This is a genomic window from Neobacillus sp. S1227 (genome assembly GCF_055385255.1).
Window position 1 is genome coordinate 3693202 of the sequence record NZ_AP038276.1, and the last position, 19464, is coordinate 3712665.

Genomic DNA, 19464 nt, shown 5'->3' on the forward strand with positions numbered 1-19464 from the left:
GTCGATTGAAAGTAAGCAGCTTTACAACCGTCGATTTTGTGCGGTTATCCCTTGAAAGCACGATTCGCGAAGCCATTTCTGCGTTTTTATCCCATCGGGTGGACATCGGCTGTGTAACCACCGAAGACAGGAAATTGCTTGGAATTCTACATAAAAATGCGATTTATCGGGCGTTGCTTGAAAACACACCTCTAGATTCATCCATTCGGCTACTCATAAAACAAAATGTTGTCACGATTCAAAAAGACCAGACTTTGCTTGATGCAAGAGAAATTATGATAAAAGGCAATGTCAGTCAGGCAGTCGTCCTCGACCAGCAGCAAAATGTATTTGGTATAATGTCGAAGCTAGATTTGGTATACTCAAACATGACAGCCTTGGAGGATACCCTGAACCGCATGAAATCATTGGTTGAAAACCTGCAGGAAGCAGTGATTTCCGTAGACTCCAATCTAAGAATCACAACATTTAACCACACCGTTTTAGACCTGCTGCAATTGAACGGCAAAACGCTGCTGAATGCTCCCATTGACCTGTTTCTCCCCGATTTCCGGAAAGGGTTAATTGAGACCATGAAAACGGGCCAAATTCAACAGGCAAAACGTTTCAGTTTTAAAGACCTCACAGTAATCGCTTCCTTTATTCCTATCAGAGAACTTAACAGAATTACCGGCGCCATGGTGGTCTTGCGAGATGTCACCTCCTATGAAATCATTGCCGCTGAATTGGAAACGACCAATCAGCTTAAGAGGATTCTCGATAGCGCCCTTGAGCTTGCTTATGACGGGGTGGCTGTCACAGACAAGCACGGGATGATCACGATGGCCAATCAAGGGTTTCAGGATCTGTTTTCCCTTGACCAGCAGGAACAGCTTCTCGGGACCCCGATTTCAAAAATAGCACCCCAGCTTCCCTCTGAACTCAGCTTGAAAATGGATAAAAAAATTGAGGGAAAACTCATAGAAATCAACAATCGGAAATGCATTGTCGCGCAAATGCCCATCTACCAGGATGGCCAAAAACTGGGCGCCATTTTTAAAATCATTTTTCGGCAGCTGGAAGCTTGGCGAGACCTGCTTTTTCATATGGAAAAATTAGAAAGTGAGATTTCTTTTTACCGCGGAGAATTATCCCGTATTTCCAAAGACACGGACCCATTTGCCCACGTCATTTCACAAAATTCACAAATGGAAAAATTTAAACAGGATGCGGTGATTGCGGCGAAATCTTTATCCAATGTGTTAATTACCGGAGAAAGCGGGACCGGTAAAGAATTGATCGCTGAAGGAATTCACCGTGTGTCAGGCTGTAAAGGTGCCTTTATTAAAGTGAATTGCGGGGCCATCCCAGAGGAATTGCTGGAATCTGAATTCTTTGGCTATGCGGATGGCGCTTTTACCGGAGCCAAAAAAGGAGGAAAGCCTGGCAAGTTCGAACTAGCTAATTATGGAACCCTGTTTCTCGATGAAATTGGCGAAATGCCTGTTTCCCTGCAAGTAAAGCTGTTGCGGGTCCTGCAGGAACAAGAATTTGAAAGAATCGGCGCCACCAAAACCACTAAAGTAAATGTCCGGATTATTTCTGCCACTAACAAGGACTTAGCGGAACTTGTAAAACAGGGAAAATTCAGAGAGGATCTCTACTACAGGATTCATGTAATCCCTTTACATATCCCGCCATTAAGAGAACGACTCGATGACATCCCGTTATTGTGCCGCCATTTTATCAATAAAATCAACTTTAAAACGAAAAGGAACATCATCGGTGTCTCTCCGGAAGTGGCAAGTATTTTGAAGAATTACCGCTGGCCGGGGAATATCAGGCAATTGGAAAATGTCTTGGAGAGGGCTTTCCATTACAGTTGTTCGGAATGGATTGAAATCGAGCATCTTCCACAAGAATTGAAATTACTGACTCAAGAGCCAGAACTCTCACCAGTATCTAAACCAAGCGATTCCCAGTTTCCTATTGACCGAAAGCAATCCATCAGCCGGACGGAAAAAGAAGTAATCCTGCAAGCTTTAAGAAAATGCCGAGGAAACCGTACAAAAGCTGCGGAATTACTAGGTATAAGCAGGACTACACTTTATCAGAAGATGAAAAAGTATCAGATTATTGAGGAATTGGAATTTCGCTTTACCTAGGGGCTGTTTTCGTCTTCAACCAATTCCTTTTACAGTGTATCTTTACACTCTATCAGCGAATTTTGAGGTTGTATCAGTGAATTATAGGTGTTTAACAGCGAATCTTGGACTTCTATCGGCGAATTTTCAAGTTCTATCGGCGAATCACTTTATAGTCCCACAAAATATATCAACAACCATATGGGCATCATTACAATGGGAAATGAAAAAGGTAGCTTCTTGTAATATAGAAGGTACCTTTTTCATTGCTCGACAATTCCACATTTTAATGATAATTATGTATTTTTAATATTATCTGCTGCCTTTCTAATTGATTGTTCCACAACGTACTGAACGCCATAAATAATGATTGCTAAGGATACACAAATAAAATACCAAGCAGTATGTTTCATCTTTATGAATTTGACAATCCCAAGCTTTTTCCCAATGTAAGGTAATGGAAAAGCATTAATGACATCCAATACCATATTTGTAAGTAAGTACTTGGGGAAATTCCCGAATGTTAATTTAAAAATCCAAAGGGTTGCTACAAAATAAGGACCCAATATATATGTGAAATCAATAGGACCAGGAGATATCGGGTTTTTAGTGATCCACCATTTTTTCCTATAACAAATTAGATTGAATACGCTTAAAAATAAATTGACAAAACTTGCTACAGGTAAAAACCTAAAAAAACTTCGTTTCCCCATAAAGGGAACGGTCAGCCAAGGAATAATTAATGTGGCTAAAGAGAATGCGACCTTCGTTTTATGCTTAACCATTGAGCTCCCCCTCAAATTGTTATTTCACAGTTAAAACCCCATAAATATATAATTTATCCAAAATAACCCAAATATACATAAATTTATTATTTTTCAACTTGACATGTGGTTCGACTAGATTCGTTTTTCTTAATAGTCCACATTAGCGAGTCTACCCCTGTTGAAAAATGAGCGACAGGAAATTTGACCAAGGACTTTCAACATAAAAAAAGAGCTGCACATAGCAGCCCCATCTTGAACCCTGGCAACCTATAGTTGCAGTTTCATTTATTGCTCCTTCAATGCAGATTTTTGGATTTTCCCTGCTGGTGTCTGCGGCAGATGGCTGACAAACACAACCTGTCTCGGCACCTTATAATCTGCTAAATGCTGCTGACAAAATGACATTACTTCTTCTTCGGAGATTGCCGCTCCCCCTTTTGGGATAATGTAATAACGGCCCACTTCGCCAAGAAATGAATCAGGTACACCAATTCCGGCGGCATAGGAAATTTTCGGATGCGACATCAGGATATTTTCCACCTCGACAGGGTAGACATTATAGCCGCCTTGAATGTACATTTCCTTTTTTCTCCCTTTTAATATGACATACCCTTCATGATCTAAATAGCCCATATCTCCGGTATAAAGCCAGCCATCCTCTGAAAATGCTAACCCCGTTTCTTCTTCCAATTCAAAATATCCCTTCGCCCGGCAGTCGCCCTTTACCACTACTTCTCCGACTTCGCCGCTCGCAAGTTCCTTTTGTTCCGCATCGACAATCTTCAAGGTAAAATCGCCGATTGGAACGCCGATACTTTGCTGCACTTTTTCAAGGGAGTCAGTTAACCTAGTCATGATGCAGGCACCAGATGTTTCACTTAATCCATATAAATTGATGATTTTGGCGTTTGGAAAGTTCGTTTCGATCATTTCACACTGGGTCGGGTCGACATTGGATCCACCGGCTATGCAGACCTTAACGGAACTAAGGTCATATTGATTAATATGTTTATGGTTTAATAGCATGTGATACATAGTCGGCACACCGCCAAAGACGGTTGGCTTGACATGATGTATGACTTGCAGGACCTTTTCCGGAATAAACTCAGGTACTAGGACAATACTACCAAAGCTTACTAATAAGGCATGAACCGCACAAGTAATGCCTCCGACATGGTTCAACGGTAAACTCCCCACTGTGCAATCCCCCGCCCCAAGCGACAAATGATCTGCCTGGGCTTTAGCCGATGCCAGGATACTGCGGTTGGTGATCATCGTCCCCTTTGGCTTACCGGTGGTGCCGGATGTATAGATGACAACGGCAGTATCCTCCTCCAACACCGCTCGCTTTGCGGCCTCAAGCCTGCCCCGGTCAAGCGGCCGAGCCAACAACTCTTCAAAGGATATACTTCCTTCAAACCCATATCCTATGAAAATATATTTTTCTACTGTCGGAACCTTATCCTGAAATTTCTCGAAAAATTGGCCAAAATTAAAGCCTTGATGGCTAGAAACGGAAACGATCCCCTTTGCTTTTGAATTGTTCAGCATATACTCCAGCTCTGAATCTCGGTAACGGACATTCAGGGCCACCACGCCGACACCGATTTTGGCAGCCGCGAAATACGTATACAGCCATTCCAGTTGGTTTAACGCCAAAATAGCAATATTGTCGCCTCTTTCAAATCCCTCCCGGAGGAGGGCCGACGCCAATACATCGGTGACGTCATCCAGTTCCTTATAACTAATCCGTTGATCTTCATAAATTAAAAATGGCTGATCCGGGAACCTATTAACGGCATTCGCCAATACTTTATGAACAATCCAGTCCTGCAAAAACATCCCCCCTTTTAAACTACTGGATTATTAGAATATAAATTTTTAAACTGCTCCCGCAATACATTCTTCTGGATTTTTCCGGTCGTTGTCTGAGGAAGCTCAGTTACTATTAACACCTCTTTTGGGACTTGGAAGGTGCCTAGATGTTCTTTGCAATGTTTAATGATTTCCTCTTTCGTCGCTTCCTCCCCCGGCTTTAACACGACAAACGCCGTTACAGCCTCAATCCAGCGTTCATGCGGCAGACCTACGGCAACCGCATTTAATACTTTGGGATAAGACAATAGCGCTTGTTCTACCTGAATAGATGCTACATTTTCCCCGCCTGTCTTGATCATGTCCTTTTTCCTGTCCACAAAAACCAACAGCCCATCCTCATCAAAATAGCCTAAATCTCCGGTATGGTGCCAACCGAATTGCCGGGAGCGCTTTGTTTCTTCCGAATTATTGAGATAGCCGGCCATAACATTCGGACCGCGGTGAACAATTTCACCCACTTCATTTTTTCCTAGTTGGTTTCCATTGTCATCCATTATAGCAATGTCCGTAATCAAGGATGCTGTTCCCCAATATGGGCCTGATTTTCGCAGCTGGTCCTCAGGTTTAAACACACAGGTAGCCGGATACATTTCAGTCTGCCCCGACCCTAATGCAAACTCACAGCCCAGTTCATTGATTCCTTTTTCCAGCGTATTGCGGTCCATTGGTGCCATTGCGTAGAGGCAATAGCGCAGGCTGGATAGGTTATATTTTTTAAAAGAAGGATGGTAGAGAAATGCCCGGTACATCATCGGCAGGCCAAACATCCAGGTGATCTTTTCCTTCTCGACTGTTTTCATAAAGGAATCCGGTTCGAAGCCTTGGATTACCACAACTGTTGCACCTAAGTGGAAAAAGGATGAGACAAGCGTGTGCTGTGCACAATGGAACACCGGCATCATCATGGTCGCAATATCGTCTTTCGCCATGCCTGCTTCGATAATATTGGCCAGACTGGCAATAAACACCGCTTGATGGTTAATGAGGACTCCTTTCGGTGACCCAGTCGTTCCGCTTGTAAACATGATTTGGGCCAGATCACGGTCCTCAATCTCAACTTCCGGTTCTTCGATATGGTTCGAATTTAAGGCTTGCTCAAATTTTTCAGCTTCAGTGGCAACCTTTCCAATAATGAGCAATTCCGGGCACATGCTTGAAAATTCTTCTTTTTTGTCTTGTAAAAATACCTCGTCACAGATGAGGACTTTTGCGTGGACCTCCGCAAGAATATAAGACTTTTCGTTAAAGGATACTCCTGGATTAATCGGCACCCAAACCAAACCGGCCTTTGCGATTCCAAAAATGGCAACCAGAAACTGCCAACTGTTTCCGCATATAGTGGCAACTGAATCTCCTTTTTCTAACCCATGGTCCAACAGGTAGTGGGCAAAGCGGTTGCAATCTTCATTAAACTCTTGATAGGAAATCCTTTTATCCCCTGAAATGATGGCCGTTTTGGCTGGATTTTTAGCTGCCGTCCTGCGCACAATATCGCCGATGGCCACCCGATTTAAGATAGTGATTTCACTCATGAGCTTCCCTCCATCTCTTCAAGTACTCCTTAATCATTGAAATCGCTTCCATTTTTTACTTGCGTTCAAAAATCTTCATTCCGATTAGAACGGTTTTATTTTATTAAACTTACATTTTTAGAATCCTCCTTATCCATGGGCATCAATACCTACTTTTAAGAAATGCAAGAATTGTACCAGTTATGTCAAATAGGGGATATACTTGCTTGCGCCTTATTTAAAAAGTTTCTCCTTAAACAAATGTTATAAAAAAAACACAGTTGTATAGTTTTATAAACAGTTGGATCGTGATGCCAAAAAACATAAAAAAGCGATGCCGCCATGGACATCGCCTGTTTTTTCACCTAAACTCCTCTTTTATTTCCCCACAAAAAAGTATGCAATTGGGGAAGAACCTTTACGTTATTCATCTCAGAGTCCTGCATGACTTTATCTATCAGTCTTTCATATTTATTCATTAGATGCAGCAGCAGTTCTTGATTATCCATCGTTGACAGGTTATCATTCCCAACCTGAACAAAAAAGGGAACTTCCGGGTAACGGAAATGAACATCTCTGGCGTATTTATAATCAAGATCATCAAATACCACAATCTTTAAGCTGAATTGTTGAGCAGCATTATTTTGTTCAAGTTTCCCAATGATTTCATCTAATTTTTCAAAATCCGTCTCCATTATTGAGCTTGGGGGTTTGGGTGAAATGGTTAATTCATCAATCTCAAAAAACCAATCCTGCCACCTGCTCCCTTGGGTTTCCAGGCCAATTTTAATTTGATTATTTTTTAGAATTTTGATAAATTCATCAAGATTTTTCAATAACGCAGGATTCCCGCCTGAGATCGTGACGAAGGAGAAACGCTTGCCGCCGATTCTTTTCAGTTCTTCCCAGATTTCTTCCGCTTCCATCATTCGAATATCATTTTTACCGGTTCCATCCCAGGTAAAGGCGGAGTCGCACCAACTGCAGGAATAGTCACAGCCGGCAGTTCTTACAAACATCGTCTTCTGGCCGATAACCATCCCTTCGCCTTGGATGGTGGGTCCGAAAATTTCCATAACAGGTATTTTACTCAACTTCCATCCACTCCCGTCTTGCTTCCGCATAGCTTGTCGGTGTTTCAAACAACCGGACAAATTCTACTCTTGCCCCGCTATACTGTTCTTGTCTTTCCTCATTTATTAATGCTTCAGCCATTTTCTCGTAAATCCAAACCACCATGTTTTCAGCCGTGGTATTCATTGGTGGAAGGGTTTCGTTTAGATAGCGATGGTCGAGATACACCTCAATTTCATTTTTCCAAATGTCTTTAATGTCCCCGAAATCAATCATCAAGCCACGGTCATCAACAAAACCGCTGATTCCAAAAATGACTTTATACGTATGGCCATGGAGGTTTTTGCATTTGCCTTCATAGCAATGCAAATGGTGGGCAGCATCAAAGGTAAATTCCTTACTGACCAGCACTCTTTTGGTATGATATTTTAATTGACTTCGTTTGATATCTTCATCAATTTTTTGGAGTTTATCTACGATGCGAAAACCATACATGGATTTAAAACTCCTTTCGTGTACTCAAATATTGGTCAAGGCCTCTTTTTCTCAATACACAAGCAGGACATTCCCCGCAGCCATCGGCAATGATCCCGTTATAGCAGGTTAATGTCTTTTCCCTTACGAAATCCAACGCGTTCAGATCATCCGCCAACTGCCAGGTTTCGGCCTTATTTAGCCACATTAATGGCGTATGAATCACAAATTCCTTGTCCATCGATAGATTTAATGTGACATTTAACGATTTTATAAAAACATCTCGGCAATCAGGATAACCGCTAAAATCCGTTTCGCAGACACCAGTAACAATGTGCTTTGCTCCAACCTGGCTTGCCAATACTCCAGCAAAAGAGATGAATAAAAGGTTCCGTCCTGGTACAAAAGTGGAAGGCAATTCACCATTTTCTCCTTCCTTCACCTCGATGTCCTTACGCGTCAAGGCGTTTGGTGCCAGTTGGTTTAACAATGACATATCTAAAATATGATGCTCTATTCCTAGTTCATTCGCGATATTTTGGGCGCACTCGATTTCAAGCTTGTGCCTCTGATTGTAGTTAAAAGTAATTGCCACTACTTCTTCAAATCGCTCCAAAGCCCAAAACAAACAGGTTGTGCTATCCTGTCCGCCGCTAAAAACTACAACTGCCTTATCTTTCTTCATCATAATTCTCCTTTAAATAGAAAAACAGGACTACTAAGAAAGCAGTCCTGTTTTCCTTAGTTTTTTAAAGAGGGTAGCTAGAACCTCTACCGCTGGGTGCGGATTTTCTATTTTTTATTCAACTATATGATTATAAACCAATTTTTTATTTTTTCAATCTGCTTGACGACATTTCCACATTTTTTTAAACATTAATAATTAACTTCCTGGCATCAAAAAGACGCCAATCATGAAGGCGCCTATTCTTTAATTTAATATATTATTTGGTATCAGTTGCTCTAGGACTGCTTTCAAATCCGCCTTTCTTATGAGAACCATCACAAAATGGCTTCTTATTGGACAAACCGCAGCGGCAAAGATAAAATTTCCCTTTTTTCGAAAATTCATTTCCTTCTGAATCGGTTAACTGGAAATCACCCGTTACGACCAATGGGCCATTATCTGAGATGTTAATTTGATTATCCATACCTATCATTCTCCTAACTTTTAATTAATGAAAAAAACTCGGCACGTAAATCAGCGCGATTTTCAAATATCCCTCGGAAGCTGGTGGTTGTAGTGAACGAATCAGATTTCTTCGTTCCCCTGCTGCACATGCACATATGCTTCGCTTCGATGACCACCATCGTTCCTCTCGGTTCCAAAACTTCCTCCATTGCTGTTGCGATCTGATTTGTCAGTCTCTCTTGCACTTGGAATCTTTTAGCATACCCGTCAACCATCCTGCCGATCTTGGACAAACCTGTAATTTTTTCATTCGGAAGATAGCCTACATGGGCCACCCCAAAAAAGGGAGAGAAATGATGTTCACAAATGGAATAAAACTCAATGTCCTTCGTTAATATCAACCCTTTATGATCAATATCAAATGTCTTTTCCAAATGTAGTTTTGGGTCCTCATGATACCCTTCTGTATATTCCAGAAATGCCTTTAGGACTCTTAATGGGGTGTCTTGCAATCCATCTCGGTCGGGATCATCACCACATATCTTAATTAATTTTCCTATTGCATCCGTAATCTTATTGACCTCCACATAGCTTTCATTCGCCTCAAGTGACAATGGATTAAAAATCTTTGGAAATTTCCTGCATAAAATAAGGAATTGATCACGGGTCATTTTACACCATTCCTTTTGTTTTAATTGGACTCTTCATCCTCTATGATGATCCGGGGTAAATTTCCATCGACAGGCTCATTTATTTGTACATGAAAGGAACAACAGCCATCCCCATTTTGAAGACGCTGCTCTCTTGCTACCTTACATCCCAACAAATGAGTCAGAACAGAAACAGTAACACTGCAAAGAACTGGCCGCCGTAATGCAACATTATGAAATGGACAATTCCGCTCAATTAGGTAATAATCTGTGTCCTTACTTTCAACATCCATATAAAGGTCGTTTTTAATATAAAAATCCTTGAGGACTTGTAATCGATCGATTGTGCTTAGCCCAGACATTTTCGGTTCCCATTCACGAACTCTTTCTTCAATCATGGCGGACAGTACTTGTTTCAGTGCGTTTTCTCCCAAGTTATTGACCATGGTATCCAAAACTTCTATTGTTAAGTGATCGTAATTTTTTTCAAACAGATGCTCCCCAGCCGTGGTCAAACAATAGCGTATATGCGGGCGGCCAATTCCATTGCTTTTTTCAGCAAAGCGGCTAATCCAGCCATCCTTTTCTAATTGCAAAAGATGCTGCCTTACTCCCTCACCGGAAATATCCAGTAATAATGCAATCTCACTCATCGATGATGCTCCATTACTTTTTATGACATGGATAATTCTCCTCCTGGGTTCGGATAAGTGTTCTGCCTGAAAACTCAACATTTTCCCTCCCCTCTTTATTCCTTTTTTAAATTTATATTCACGCACCCTAATAATAGTTCAAGTTTTTTATTGAAAAAATTGATTAAGTTATTCTCCTAAAAGTTTACCTGTGGTACATGATTCAATAAAAAAACACCCCTCTTTCAATTGAGGAATGTTTTATGATTTATTATTTAAATGTTTCAAAACTGCACCATTTTTTTAAATAAATGGCTTATAGTTTTGTCTGGACTGACTGCAACTTCCGCTCCATCGAATGTTCCTTGTCACGGCGGTCGTCAATTCGGAGATTCGTACAGACTCTTTGCAGTCCCTTTTTGAACGGAACCTCATGTATTTCTTGAACAATTTCCAGGAGTAATTTTAAATCTCCCTCTATCAACGTGCTCATTGGAGTCAGCTGAAACTTCACTCTGTCCTCATATCGCTCCAGAACTTTATGTATTTCCGCAACATACTCGCTGACACTTGTTGTGCCTGTCCCTACAGGGATAACGGTAATATCAATAATGGCCATGACTTATCCTCCTAGTTTCAAAATATGTTAAAAGAATATCATATGGAAAGGTGCTGCACAAAAACTAAAAGTTCAAAACCATAGCACATTGTTGCCTATTTAGGGTATTGATTTGCCGATCTCATCTGCCCCGTCCTTTAAGGGAATCACATATTTCTCTAAATCACTTTCAACAAAATGCGATTCAGGCATTATTACACTTAATACAGCAACAACACTTATTTTTTGAAAATTATAAACTGGAACAGAAATACCTACTACCCCAGACAAATGTTCGCTATTAGTATAGCAATATCCTTCATCTAATATTTTCTCTAATGATTTTTTTAACTCCTCAATGGAAACTATACTGTTTTTGGTATATGGCTTTAATTCCAACTGTAAAATAAATTCTTCTCTTTCTGATTCATTTAAATCCTTCATTAAATAAGCTAGATGCGTTTTTCCTGCCGTCCCTGTAGGCAGAGGATGCACGTACCCTATATTTTCGCTCCATTTTACTTGCGAAGGACTATCTTCTTTTTCTATATAAGAATAGTATTTGTCACTATGGACAATACTTAGATAAACAGATTCATTAAATTTCATTGCTAAATCTTGAATAATAGGGCGTGCGGCCTTTCTTATGTCTTGCTCTACCATACTATATAATCTTAAAATGTTTGGTGCGTGCAGGGTGTACTCTTTTGAATGATCACGCTTAATAAACCCTGTTGCTTGTAAAGTGTCCACAAGCCTATAAGCAGCTGTTAAACTAATTTCCAAATAAGCTGCTATCTCTGCCACCGAGAGATATTTTTTCTTAGAAAATAACATTAATGCTTTTAGAGTTCTTTCCGCAACCAAAGATCCTTTATTTGTATTATCCATCAACCACACACCCCTTGGAAATGCGTTCAATTCATTCTTAACATGATTTTATTATAAAGGAGCTTCATCTGTCATTATAGTACTAAAATATAATTTTTCAGAAAATAACAATTAGATTCAGAGCCTTTCCCCCTTCTCTTTTAGTTTCACATGAAGTAAGAAAGGGAAGATCTAGATAGACCTTCCCTTCCAACCTATATTTCTCTCAAAAGTAATCACTGGTCCTTCAAGGAAATTTTATTTTTCAAGTGAAATAGAGTTCACCTTCCCATTTTCAACAAAAGCCGCGCTAATATCCCATTGCAAACTACCTACATCATTCATTTCTTTTAAAGGAATCACTGATTTTTCTTCAGGGACGTTCGGTATTCCTTTATTTACAGCTGCCATAATCGCTTTTCGATCATCTACTGTTTTTGCTGCTTTCATCGCTTCTACTAATACGTAGAGACCTTGATAACTTAGTGACGAATCGGCCGTAGCATAATTTGAATTAAACTTAGCCTTATAATTTTTTACGAATAATTCACTGGCTTTACTTTTTATCTGTTCAACAGGGAGTACACCAATTGCACCATTCAGATGATCGAAGCCACCCAAAACACCAGACATTTCTTCCATTTTGGCTTGGTCCATAATCATATAGGCACCCTTGTATCCTAACTGTTGTGCCTGCTTTACTACCAACGCCGTTGGTTCAGAAGGTCCCCCTACAAATAAGACATCTGGTTTTTTAGCTAATGCGTTTGTCATGACTGTATAGTAATCAGTTTCCTTTGCAAAATCAATTTGATCTTTATATACGAATTCTCCCCCCATTTCCTCCCATACAGGTTCGATCACATTAAGCCAGTCTTTACCATATTGGGAATTTGTTGGGAGTAATGCCATTTTCTTCCCATAGTTCTCCATTATGTACTTGCTGAACGTTTTAGGCCAAATGTTGTATTGTGGAGAGATTCCAATCATTAATTTATTTCCCTTTTCATACATCCTTGGTTCACTAGTTTGAGCCATTATAATAAAGTTTTCTTTTTCATTAAAAAGTTGTGTAGCAAAAACGCCTCCGCTGTGCGGAATCCAAATGGCAACAGGCTTATTTTCGGTCGCAATCCTTTGGGCGTTCACACCTGTTTCATTTGGCAGATATTTGTCATCCATTGAAACAATTTTAATCTTGTAGGTCTTCCCATTCACCTGAAATCCGGTTTCGTTTATCTCATCAGCTGCCATCTTAAGTCCATTAATTACGTTTAAACCATACTGTGATGCAGGGCCGCTTAAAGGACCACTATAACCAATAGATACCACTTCTTCCCCTTCAGCCGTATCCACTTTCTCCGTTTTTACGACTTTCTGACTACCCTTTTCACCCCCAGTTGATTGACTCATACAACCAGCTAAACTTCCAAGTACCAGCAGCAACACAGCAAGTAGACTTAATCTCTTAACCGACTTCACTTTAATCCCTCCTATTTTTTAACTTGAATTTTTGACGATTCTTGGTCTCTAAGTTCCCTTTTTAATAGTTTTCCAACACTTGATTTAGGAAGTTCATCCCTAAATTCAATGATTTCCGGGACTTTATAAGCAGCTAAGTTCGCACGGCAAAAGGTTAGAATGTCTTGTTTTGTCACGTCTAGGTTGTCCTTTAAGGCAATGAAGGCTTTTACTGTTTCGCCACGATAGTCATCTGGAACCCCAATTACCATCACTTCCTTAATTCCTGCCATTTGGTAGATGACTTCCTCAATCTCACGCGGATAGATATTGAAACCACTTGCTATGATCAAATCTTTTTTTCGATCGACGATGTAAATATATCCATCCTGATCCATATAGCCTATATCGCCTGTATGAAGCCAGCCATCCTTTAATGCATCATTCGTTTCTTCAAGTTTGTTCCAGTAGCCTTTCATGACCTGTGGACCATTGATCAAGAGTTCGCCTCTTGTTCCTATTGGCACTTCTTCAAACCCGTTATCCGTTTCGATAACAATTTTGGCTTTTGTTCGGGGCAATGGAACGCCAACACTGCCTACTTTGATTCTTGTATAAGGCTGATTGGTTACGCCGGAGGTTGCTTCCGATAACCCGTAGCCATCCGAAAGAATAGCCTCCTCGTTCATCAATTTTTTAAAATCTAGATATTTTTCCAAGGGCATAGGAGAACCGCCACAGAAAAAAGCTTTAATCTTATCAATTCCATAAGTTTCTACATTTGGGAAATTTAAAATGGCATTATACATCGTTGGAACACCAAAGAAGAAGAGTGGCGGGTCGGTCTTAATTAAATCGAGAACAGTTTCTGTGTCGAATCGGGGAAGGATAATTTGCTTATAGCCGAACCGGAATCCTGTTAATGTTACATTGGCTAGTCCAAAAATATGAAATAGCGGCAGGAAACTAATGACTACCTTATTTAAATCTTTAAGTTTTTCAAACCGCTTAAAAATAAATTCATTGATTTGTTCGATTTGGTTGATAAAGTTTTGATGTGTAAGCATTACACCTTTAGAAACACCTGTTGTTCCTCCGGTATATTGCAGGACTGCAACATCCTCGGCTGGTTCTATTTGGATAAACGGAGCCACATTTCGGAAGGTATGAAGGAAGTCATCAAAATACACATCTTCCTGGTCAAGTTGAACCTCAGATTTTTCTTTCGATGATACGACTATGATTTTTTTAAGAGAGATTTTAGATTGGACTCTTTTGACACGTTCATAGACCAAATCGGCACAAATCATAAATTCAGCATTGGTGTCATTTAATTGATATTCCAATTCTCTTTCAACATACATGGGGTTGGTTTGAACAACGATGCCTCCCAATCGGACGACAGCGAAGAATGAAAAAATATATTGAGGACAATTTGGCATCATGATGGAAAGTCGGTCTCCCTTTCGGAAACCAAGCTGATAGAGGCATCCTGCTAGTTTTTCGGCAATTTGTTGAACATCGCGATAACTCCACCTATTTTCATAATATTCAAGGGATATATCTGAATCGAAACGTTCAACTGCATTTTTTAAAAGGCCCGGCAACGTCATTTCATCAATTCTAAGATGCGGATCAGCCTCTTTTGGGTAATATTGTAACCAGCGTTTTTTTGTCATCTCACAAGTATTCCTCCTTTTTAAAATCACATAACAGCAAGCGTTTTCAAAAGTAAGGAAGTCATTTTATAATAAGGACTGAATCCTCACTTTTCCGAATATCGGAACTTAAACCTATATTCGATAATACAAATTAATTTTAAGATACTTATTAATGAGTGTCAACTAAATATTTGAAAATATATAATATTCTGACTATTATTAAGTCTTTTGTCTTACTGGATAATTTCTATTTTTTTGTATTATTCTTAAAATAAAACCGATTGGAGATATAAAAATGAATACATACTTTATAGCCGGTCACGCCAAGCTCCCAACCGGGATGGCAGCCCGAAGCATATATGAAACGCTGACAATGACGACTGAGATTGATAAGATTTATGGAGTGATTGTGGATGCCTCTTGTACGCTGGCCACAGAACATGGACGTGATTATATCACCAGACTATTGAAGGGGTATAGTTTACGCCACGGGATTGAGAAGCCGTTAGAAGAATTAAAGAATGGATATTTAGGAAAAGCCAATCACGCCCTGATTGCTGCATTGAAAGATTTATATAAGCAATACGAGACTATGAATCATTGATTTTATTGAGGTAACCTTTGTATAGCTCGTAGGAGACACTTTCAAAGGTTTTGCGAAGATTTTGTCAACATGACACCACCATGAGGGCGCTTATATACGGTTTTCACATTTATGTCCTTATGTGCCATCCTATGGGGACTCTTACTTTTGGTTTTTCACATATTTTGTTCTCATAAGCACTCTATCACTATTTTTGATTGTCTTGTCCTCATGACCTTATTTTCTATCCAACCAAACATAAATAGAAGGAGCGGATTGAAAAATCCAATCTGCCCCTTCTATTTAAACAAATCAAGCTTTTTATACTGTAACCTTTCACTCTCAAACGTTTCCGCACCAGGTCATTTTTTCAAATAATGCTATCAGCTTTAAGACGGCTTATCTCATCTAAAGTAAAACCAGCTTCCTGCAATACCTCGTCCGTATGCTCCCCAGCCATCGGCGGATGACGCTCGACCCTTGTCTCGGTTCTTGAAAGTTTTATAGGAGAGCCGACGAGCTTCACCAACCCTGCCTCAGGATGGTTTACTTGAACGACCATATTCCGGGCCGCAACTTGCGGGTCGTCAAATACTTGATCTATTGTGTTGATGGGACCGCATGGAATATTGTTGGCAGAAAAAAGCTCCATCCAGTCGCTGACCTGCTTTAATTGGAGTTGGCTATTTAAGATTCTCGTAAGCTCCTGACGATTTTCCACTCTTGCCTCATTGGTACGGAACCTCTCATCCACCGCCAGTTCGCTTAGCCCAATTACCTCGCAAAGCAATGCAAACTGCCGGTTATTTCCGACCGCAATGATCAATTCACCATCAGAGGCGGAAAATGTCGAATAAGGCACGACATTCGGATGGTCATTTCCAAGTCTCCGAGGCACCTTACCTGAAATCAAATAATTGCTGGCGACATTGGCAAGCGAGCTTACCGCCGTATCCATCAGCGACATATCAATTTTTTGACCACGGCCCGATTTTTCCCGCTCAAACAAAGCGGCTTCAATAGAAATTGCCGAATATAAACCTGTTAAAATATCGACCATGGCAACGCCAATTTTAAGCGGGCCGCTTTCTTCGTTGCCGGTAATGCTCATTAGGCCGCTCATACCTTGAATGATATAGTCGTATCCGGGCAAATGGCTATTTGGCCCAGTTTCTCCGAATCCGGTAATGGAGCAAAAAACGAGCCGGGGGTTTATCTTTTCCAGAGAATCGTAACCGAGACCCCATTTTTCCATCGAGCCTGTTTTAAAATTGTGAATGAGGACATCCGCTTCCTTAGCTAACTTACGAATAATTTCTCGGCCCTCCTCTGACTTCAGGTTGACCGTGATGCTGCGCTTGTTCCGATTGGCACATAAATAATACGCGCTCACCCCGTTTTGAAACGGCGGCCCCCAGAACCTCGTTTCATCACTGCCGCCTGGTGCCTCTACCTTAATGACATCTGCACCCAGGTCTGCCAAAATCATCGTACAATTTGGTCCAGCCAGAACCCTTGTTAAATCTAATACTTTTACACCTGCTAGTGCTCCACTCAAATACGCCACCACCTGTTAAAAAATCAAAAAAGCCAGCCCAAACACACTTTAAATGTGGTATGGACTGGCTTACGATCCATGTTAGCAGCCGGCTAAGGCTGGTACTGGAACTTATCAGTCAATGATTTAAACACATCTCCATTACCTTCCTCTGACAGGCAGGATAGGATGAAGTTGCATTTATTTTACAAGAATTTTCAGAATTATTCAAGCGGAAATTTGCTTAAATATAGTTTTTGTTAATGCTATTTAAGCGAATTTCATGTTTTTGACGTCTTCTCTTTTTACGATTCGCAAGTTCTTTTTCGTAAAAATAATGAATGATAAAGTAAGAAATCAAGCCTAGAACAATCCCGAAAATAGTCATTCCAATCAAGGTATGAATACTGCCGTGGAGAAATCCGACCAACACTGTGAAATCACCGTGCATTAGTTTTTGAAAAGAAAAGGGATTGTGGTGCCCGACTCTAATCCTGATAGGAAAAAATAATTTCCCAAGCTTTCCGGCAAACGGAAGCAGGATTACTGGAAGTAATGTTAATTTTCCGATGACGTTTCCAATGATAGAAGCCGGAAGCGAGCCTTTTGCTATTCGGACAGCTGGAATAAACAATATATATATTAATGAAGCCGTTGAAATAACCAACATTTCTAAACCGAAACCAATCGCGAATCCCAAGGCAACCTTTTTGGCTCCTCCGGGAGAACGAAGCAGTTTCATGAAGTTTAATTTAAATGCACGTCCAAGACGTTGAAACATATTATACCTTCGTTGTTTTGTATTCATGCTTTTGACCCCCGGTTGAACGAATTCCGTCTAAAATTAGTATTTCCTGTCAATATGAATTCCATTGATAGTTAAAACATAAAGAGGTCTTTTAAACGTTTACAATTATAGTATATTACAATTTCGAGTATAAAACTAGATAAAAATACTTATGTTGGCACGGTTCGCGTTTTTTCGAAATCATTCTGGAAGCTTGTTATTCCGGCATTTTCCAGTATCAAAAAAAGCCGTCTCAATACCGCCGGCCTTTTTCCAATTTCTTGTAATTATTTTTCTAGCATTAATTTTAAAATAAGCTCATCTGTCTGTCTGGTTCCTTCATTTCCAAGCTTGCAAAAACTTTCAATACTTTTTTCGACATCATCGTGGATAAAACCGTCGGTTGACTGAATCTCTTGATGGTTCAAGGCTAAAAGGGCCGATTGGACGGCAACATTTGAACAAGTAGAGACTTTCATCGCACAGCCCGCTTTCGCACCGTCACAAATCATTCCGGAAACATTGCCAATCGTATTTTGAATCGCCGCTTTCACTTGGTGAACACCGCCATCCAGCAAATATACAATGGCACCACTTGCTCCCATCCCCGCGGCGGTAACACCGCATAGGGCAGAAAGACGGCCAAATTTAGATTTGATATGAATAGTAATCAAATGGCTAAGGGCAACGGCCCGAATCATCTTTTCTTCGGAAACCTGAAGCTTTTCTGCAGCGGCGACAACCGGAAGGGTAACGGCAATGCCTTGATTGCCGCTTCCCGTATTCGCCATTACCGGCAGTGTGGAACCTGCCATTCTCGCATCCGAACCAGCAGCTGCCAGCGACATCGCAGCTGTGGCCAAATCATCGGATAAAATGCCTTTTTTCACATTTTCTTTTATCGTCTTACCGACATTCAGCCCATAATTTCCAGAAAGCCCTTCTAATCCAATCATGCGATTTAATTCAATGCTTCTTCTGACGAGCGAGAGATCCTGAAGATCTGCCCTTAATACCCAATCATATATTTCATCAATGGTTAGGGCTTCGAGGTCCTCTTCCTCTGTATGCAGTCCGATATTTTCACATCCGCCCATGTAAACAGCTTTTCCGTCCACTTCTATTAAGGTGATGTTGCTATGATTATCAGAAATAACGACTTTAGAGTTGTGTTGGTCTGTTTCAATCGTCACTTCAATATAGAGCCTTTTTGGTGAATCCGACTGGCCGGCTGTTACCTTGCCATCTTCTATTAATTCTAACCCTGCCTGCTCATCTTCTCTCGTGAGTCCGTCCAATACTTCCAAGTTTTTATCCGGGTCGCCGGCAGCGGCTCCAAGAGCGGCAGCGAATTCCAGCCCTTTCGCAGACATTCCTGGAATCCCAACTGATTTCGCATTTTTTATGATATTTCCGCTCGCTTCAACACGAATTGCACGAATTTGTCCTTCCACATGCCTCTTTGCAGTGGCAGCAGCCAAGGCAATCGCAACTGGCTCTGTGCATCCAAGAGCAACGACTAATTCTTTTTCTAAAACTGCTAAAATTTTATGCTTCTTCATGTTGTTCCCCCTAGTTAGATTAGATATTTGTATCATATCATAATTTCCGAGGTGTTTTTTGGAATGTATTTTCCAACCATTTCGTGCCTCCAATTTAAAACAAATTATTTACACCAAGACCGATGATATGTACTTTCTTTCCAGGCAAAAATAGATTATACTCA

The 19464-nt window shown here is 40.5% G+C and carries 18 protein-coding genes and 1 riboswitch; of the genes, 2 read left to right on the forward strand and 16 right to left on the reverse strand.

Annotated elements, in window-relative coordinates:
* Positions 1 to 5: 5 nt before the first annotated feature.
* Positions 6 to 2144 carry a sigma 54-interacting transcriptional regulator gene (locus ACZ5AE_RS18410; RefSeq protein WP_464566053.1) on the forward strand — a complete coding sequence of 713 codons (2139 nt, stop codon included), beginning with the start codon at positions 6 to 8 and terminating at the stop codon, positions 2142 to 2144.
* Between the two features lie 275 nt (positions 2145 to 2419).
* On the opposite strand, the gene ACZ5AE_RS18415 is transcribed toward ACZ5AE_RS18410, so the two are convergent.
* From ACZ5AE_RS18415 to ACZ5AE_RS18475, 13 genes are all read right to left on the reverse strand, one after another.
* The gene (locus ACZ5AE_RS18415; protein ID WP_464566054.1) at positions 2420 to 2908 is read right to left on the reverse strand and encodes a hypothetical protein; all 489 of its coding nucleotides are present in this window, start codon (positions 2906 to 2908) and stop codon (positions 2420 to 2422) included.
* Positions 2909 to 3175: 267 nt separating this feature from the next.
* Positions 3176 to 4726, reverse strand: coding sequence for a class I adenylate-forming enzyme family protein (locus tag ACZ5AE_RS18420; RefSeq protein ID WP_464566055.1), 1551 nt, complete (start codon positions 4724 to 4726; stop codon positions 3176 to 3178).
* A 14-nt stretch (positions 4727 to 4740) separates the two neighbouring features.
* A complete protein-coding gene (locus tag ACZ5AE_RS18425; protein WP_464566056.1) occupies positions 4741 to 6300 on the reverse strand; it encodes an AMP-binding protein in 1560 nt (519 codons plus the stop codon).
* A 344-nt stretch (positions 6301 to 6644) separates the two neighbouring features.
* Positions 6645 to 7373: a 7-carboxy-7-deazaguanine synthase QueE gene (gene queE / locus ACZ5AE_RS18430; protein ID WP_464566057.1), complete on the reverse strand. Its 729-nt coding sequence runs from the start codon at positions 7371 to 7373 to the stop codon at positions 6645 to 6647.
* On the reverse strand, positions 7366 to 7848 hold the full coding sequence (queD, locus tag ACZ5AE_RS18435; protein WP_464566058.1) for a 6-carboxytetrahydropterin synthase QueD: 483 nt from the start codon (positions 7846 to 7848) through the stop codon (positions 7366 to 7368). Before queD ends, queE begins: the two co-directional genes overlap by 8 nt.
* A 4-nt stretch (positions 7849 to 7852) precedes the next feature.
* Positions 7853 to 8512, reverse strand: a complete 660-nt coding sequence (gene queC, locus ACZ5AE_RS18440) for a 7-cyano-7-deazaguanine synthase QueC (protein ID WP_464573662.1) — start codon at positions 8510 to 8512, stop codon at positions 7853 to 7855.
* Positions 8513 to 8562: 50 nt separating this feature from the next.
* Positions 8563 to 8605, reverse strand: a riboswitch (PreQ1 riboswitch).
* Between the two features lie 166 nt (positions 8606 to 8771).
* Entirely contained in the window at positions 8772 to 8978 is a 207-nt protein-coding gene (locus ACZ5AE_RS18445) for a CDGSH iron-sulfur domain-containing protein (RefSeq protein ID WP_464566059.1), read from the reverse strand.
* Positions 8979 to 8991: 13 nt separating this feature from the next.
* A complete protein-coding gene (gene folE, locus ACZ5AE_RS18450) occupies positions 8992 to 9630 on the reverse strand; it encodes a GTP cyclohydrolase I FolE (RefSeq protein WP_464566060.1) in 639 nt (212 codons plus the stop codon).
* Between the two features lie 20 nt (positions 9631 to 9650).
* Positions 9651 to 10343, reverse strand: coding sequence for a helix-turn-helix transcriptional regulator (locus tag ACZ5AE_RS18455; RefSeq protein WP_464566061.1), 693 nt, complete (start codon positions 10341 to 10343; stop codon positions 9651 to 9653).
* Between the two features lie 214 nt (positions 10344 to 10557).
* Entirely contained in the window at positions 10558 to 10860 is a 303-nt protein-coding gene (locus tag ACZ5AE_RS18460; protein ID WP_464566062.1) for an MTH1187 family thiamine-binding protein, read from the reverse strand.
* A 99-nt stretch (positions 10861 to 10959) separates the two neighbouring features.
* Positions 10960 to 11730, reverse strand: coding sequence for an IclR family transcriptional regulator (locus tag ACZ5AE_RS18465; RefSeq protein ID WP_464566063.1), 771 nt, complete (start codon positions 11728 to 11730; stop codon positions 10960 to 10962).
* A gap of 237 nt (positions 11731 to 11967) precedes the next feature.
* On the reverse strand, positions 11968 to 13191 hold the full coding sequence (locus ACZ5AE_RS18470; RefSeq protein WP_464566064.1) for an ABC transporter substrate-binding protein: 1224 nt from the start codon (positions 13189 to 13191) through the stop codon (positions 11968 to 11970).
* An 11-nt stretch (positions 13192 to 13202) separates the two neighbouring features.
* Positions 13203 to 14849 (reverse strand): long-chain-fatty-acid--CoA ligase, encoded by a 1647-nt coding sequence (locus ACZ5AE_RS18475; protein WP_464566065.1) that lies wholly within the window; start codon positions 14847 to 14849, stop codon positions 13203 to 13205.
* A 277-nt stretch (positions 14850 to 15126) separates the two neighbouring features.
* On the opposite strand from ACZ5AE_RS18475, the gene ACZ5AE_RS18480 reads away from it, so the two are divergent.
* On the forward strand, positions 15127 to 15435 hold the full coding sequence (locus ACZ5AE_RS18480; RefSeq protein ID WP_464566066.1) for a DUF3870 domain-containing protein: 309 nt from the start codon (positions 15127 to 15129) through the stop codon (positions 15433 to 15435).
* 349 nt (positions 15436 to 15784) lie between these two features.
* Here ACZ5AE_RS18480 and ACZ5AE_RS18485 read toward each other — a convergent pair whose 3' ends face one another.
* From ACZ5AE_RS18485 to ACZ5AE_RS18495, 3 genes are all read right to left on the reverse strand, one after another.
* The gene (locus tag ACZ5AE_RS18485) at positions 15785 to 16972 is read right to left on the reverse strand and encodes a CaiB/BaiF CoA transferase family protein (RefSeq protein ID WP_464566067.1); all 1188 of its coding nucleotides are present in this window, start codon (positions 16970 to 16972) and stop codon (positions 15785 to 15787) included.
* A 223-nt stretch (positions 16973 to 17195) separates the two neighbouring features.
* Positions 17196 to 17759 (reverse strand): DUF2062 domain-containing protein, encoded by a 564-nt coding sequence (locus tag ACZ5AE_RS18490; RefSeq protein WP_464566068.1) that lies wholly within the window; start codon positions 17757 to 17759, stop codon positions 17196 to 17198.
* 266 nt (positions 17760 to 18025) lie between these two features.
* Positions 18026 to 19300, reverse strand: coding sequence for an L-cysteine desulfidase family protein (locus ACZ5AE_RS18495; RefSeq protein WP_464566069.1), 1275 nt, complete (start codon positions 19298 to 19300; stop codon positions 18026 to 18028).
* Positions 19301 to 19464 lie beyond the last annotated feature (164 nt).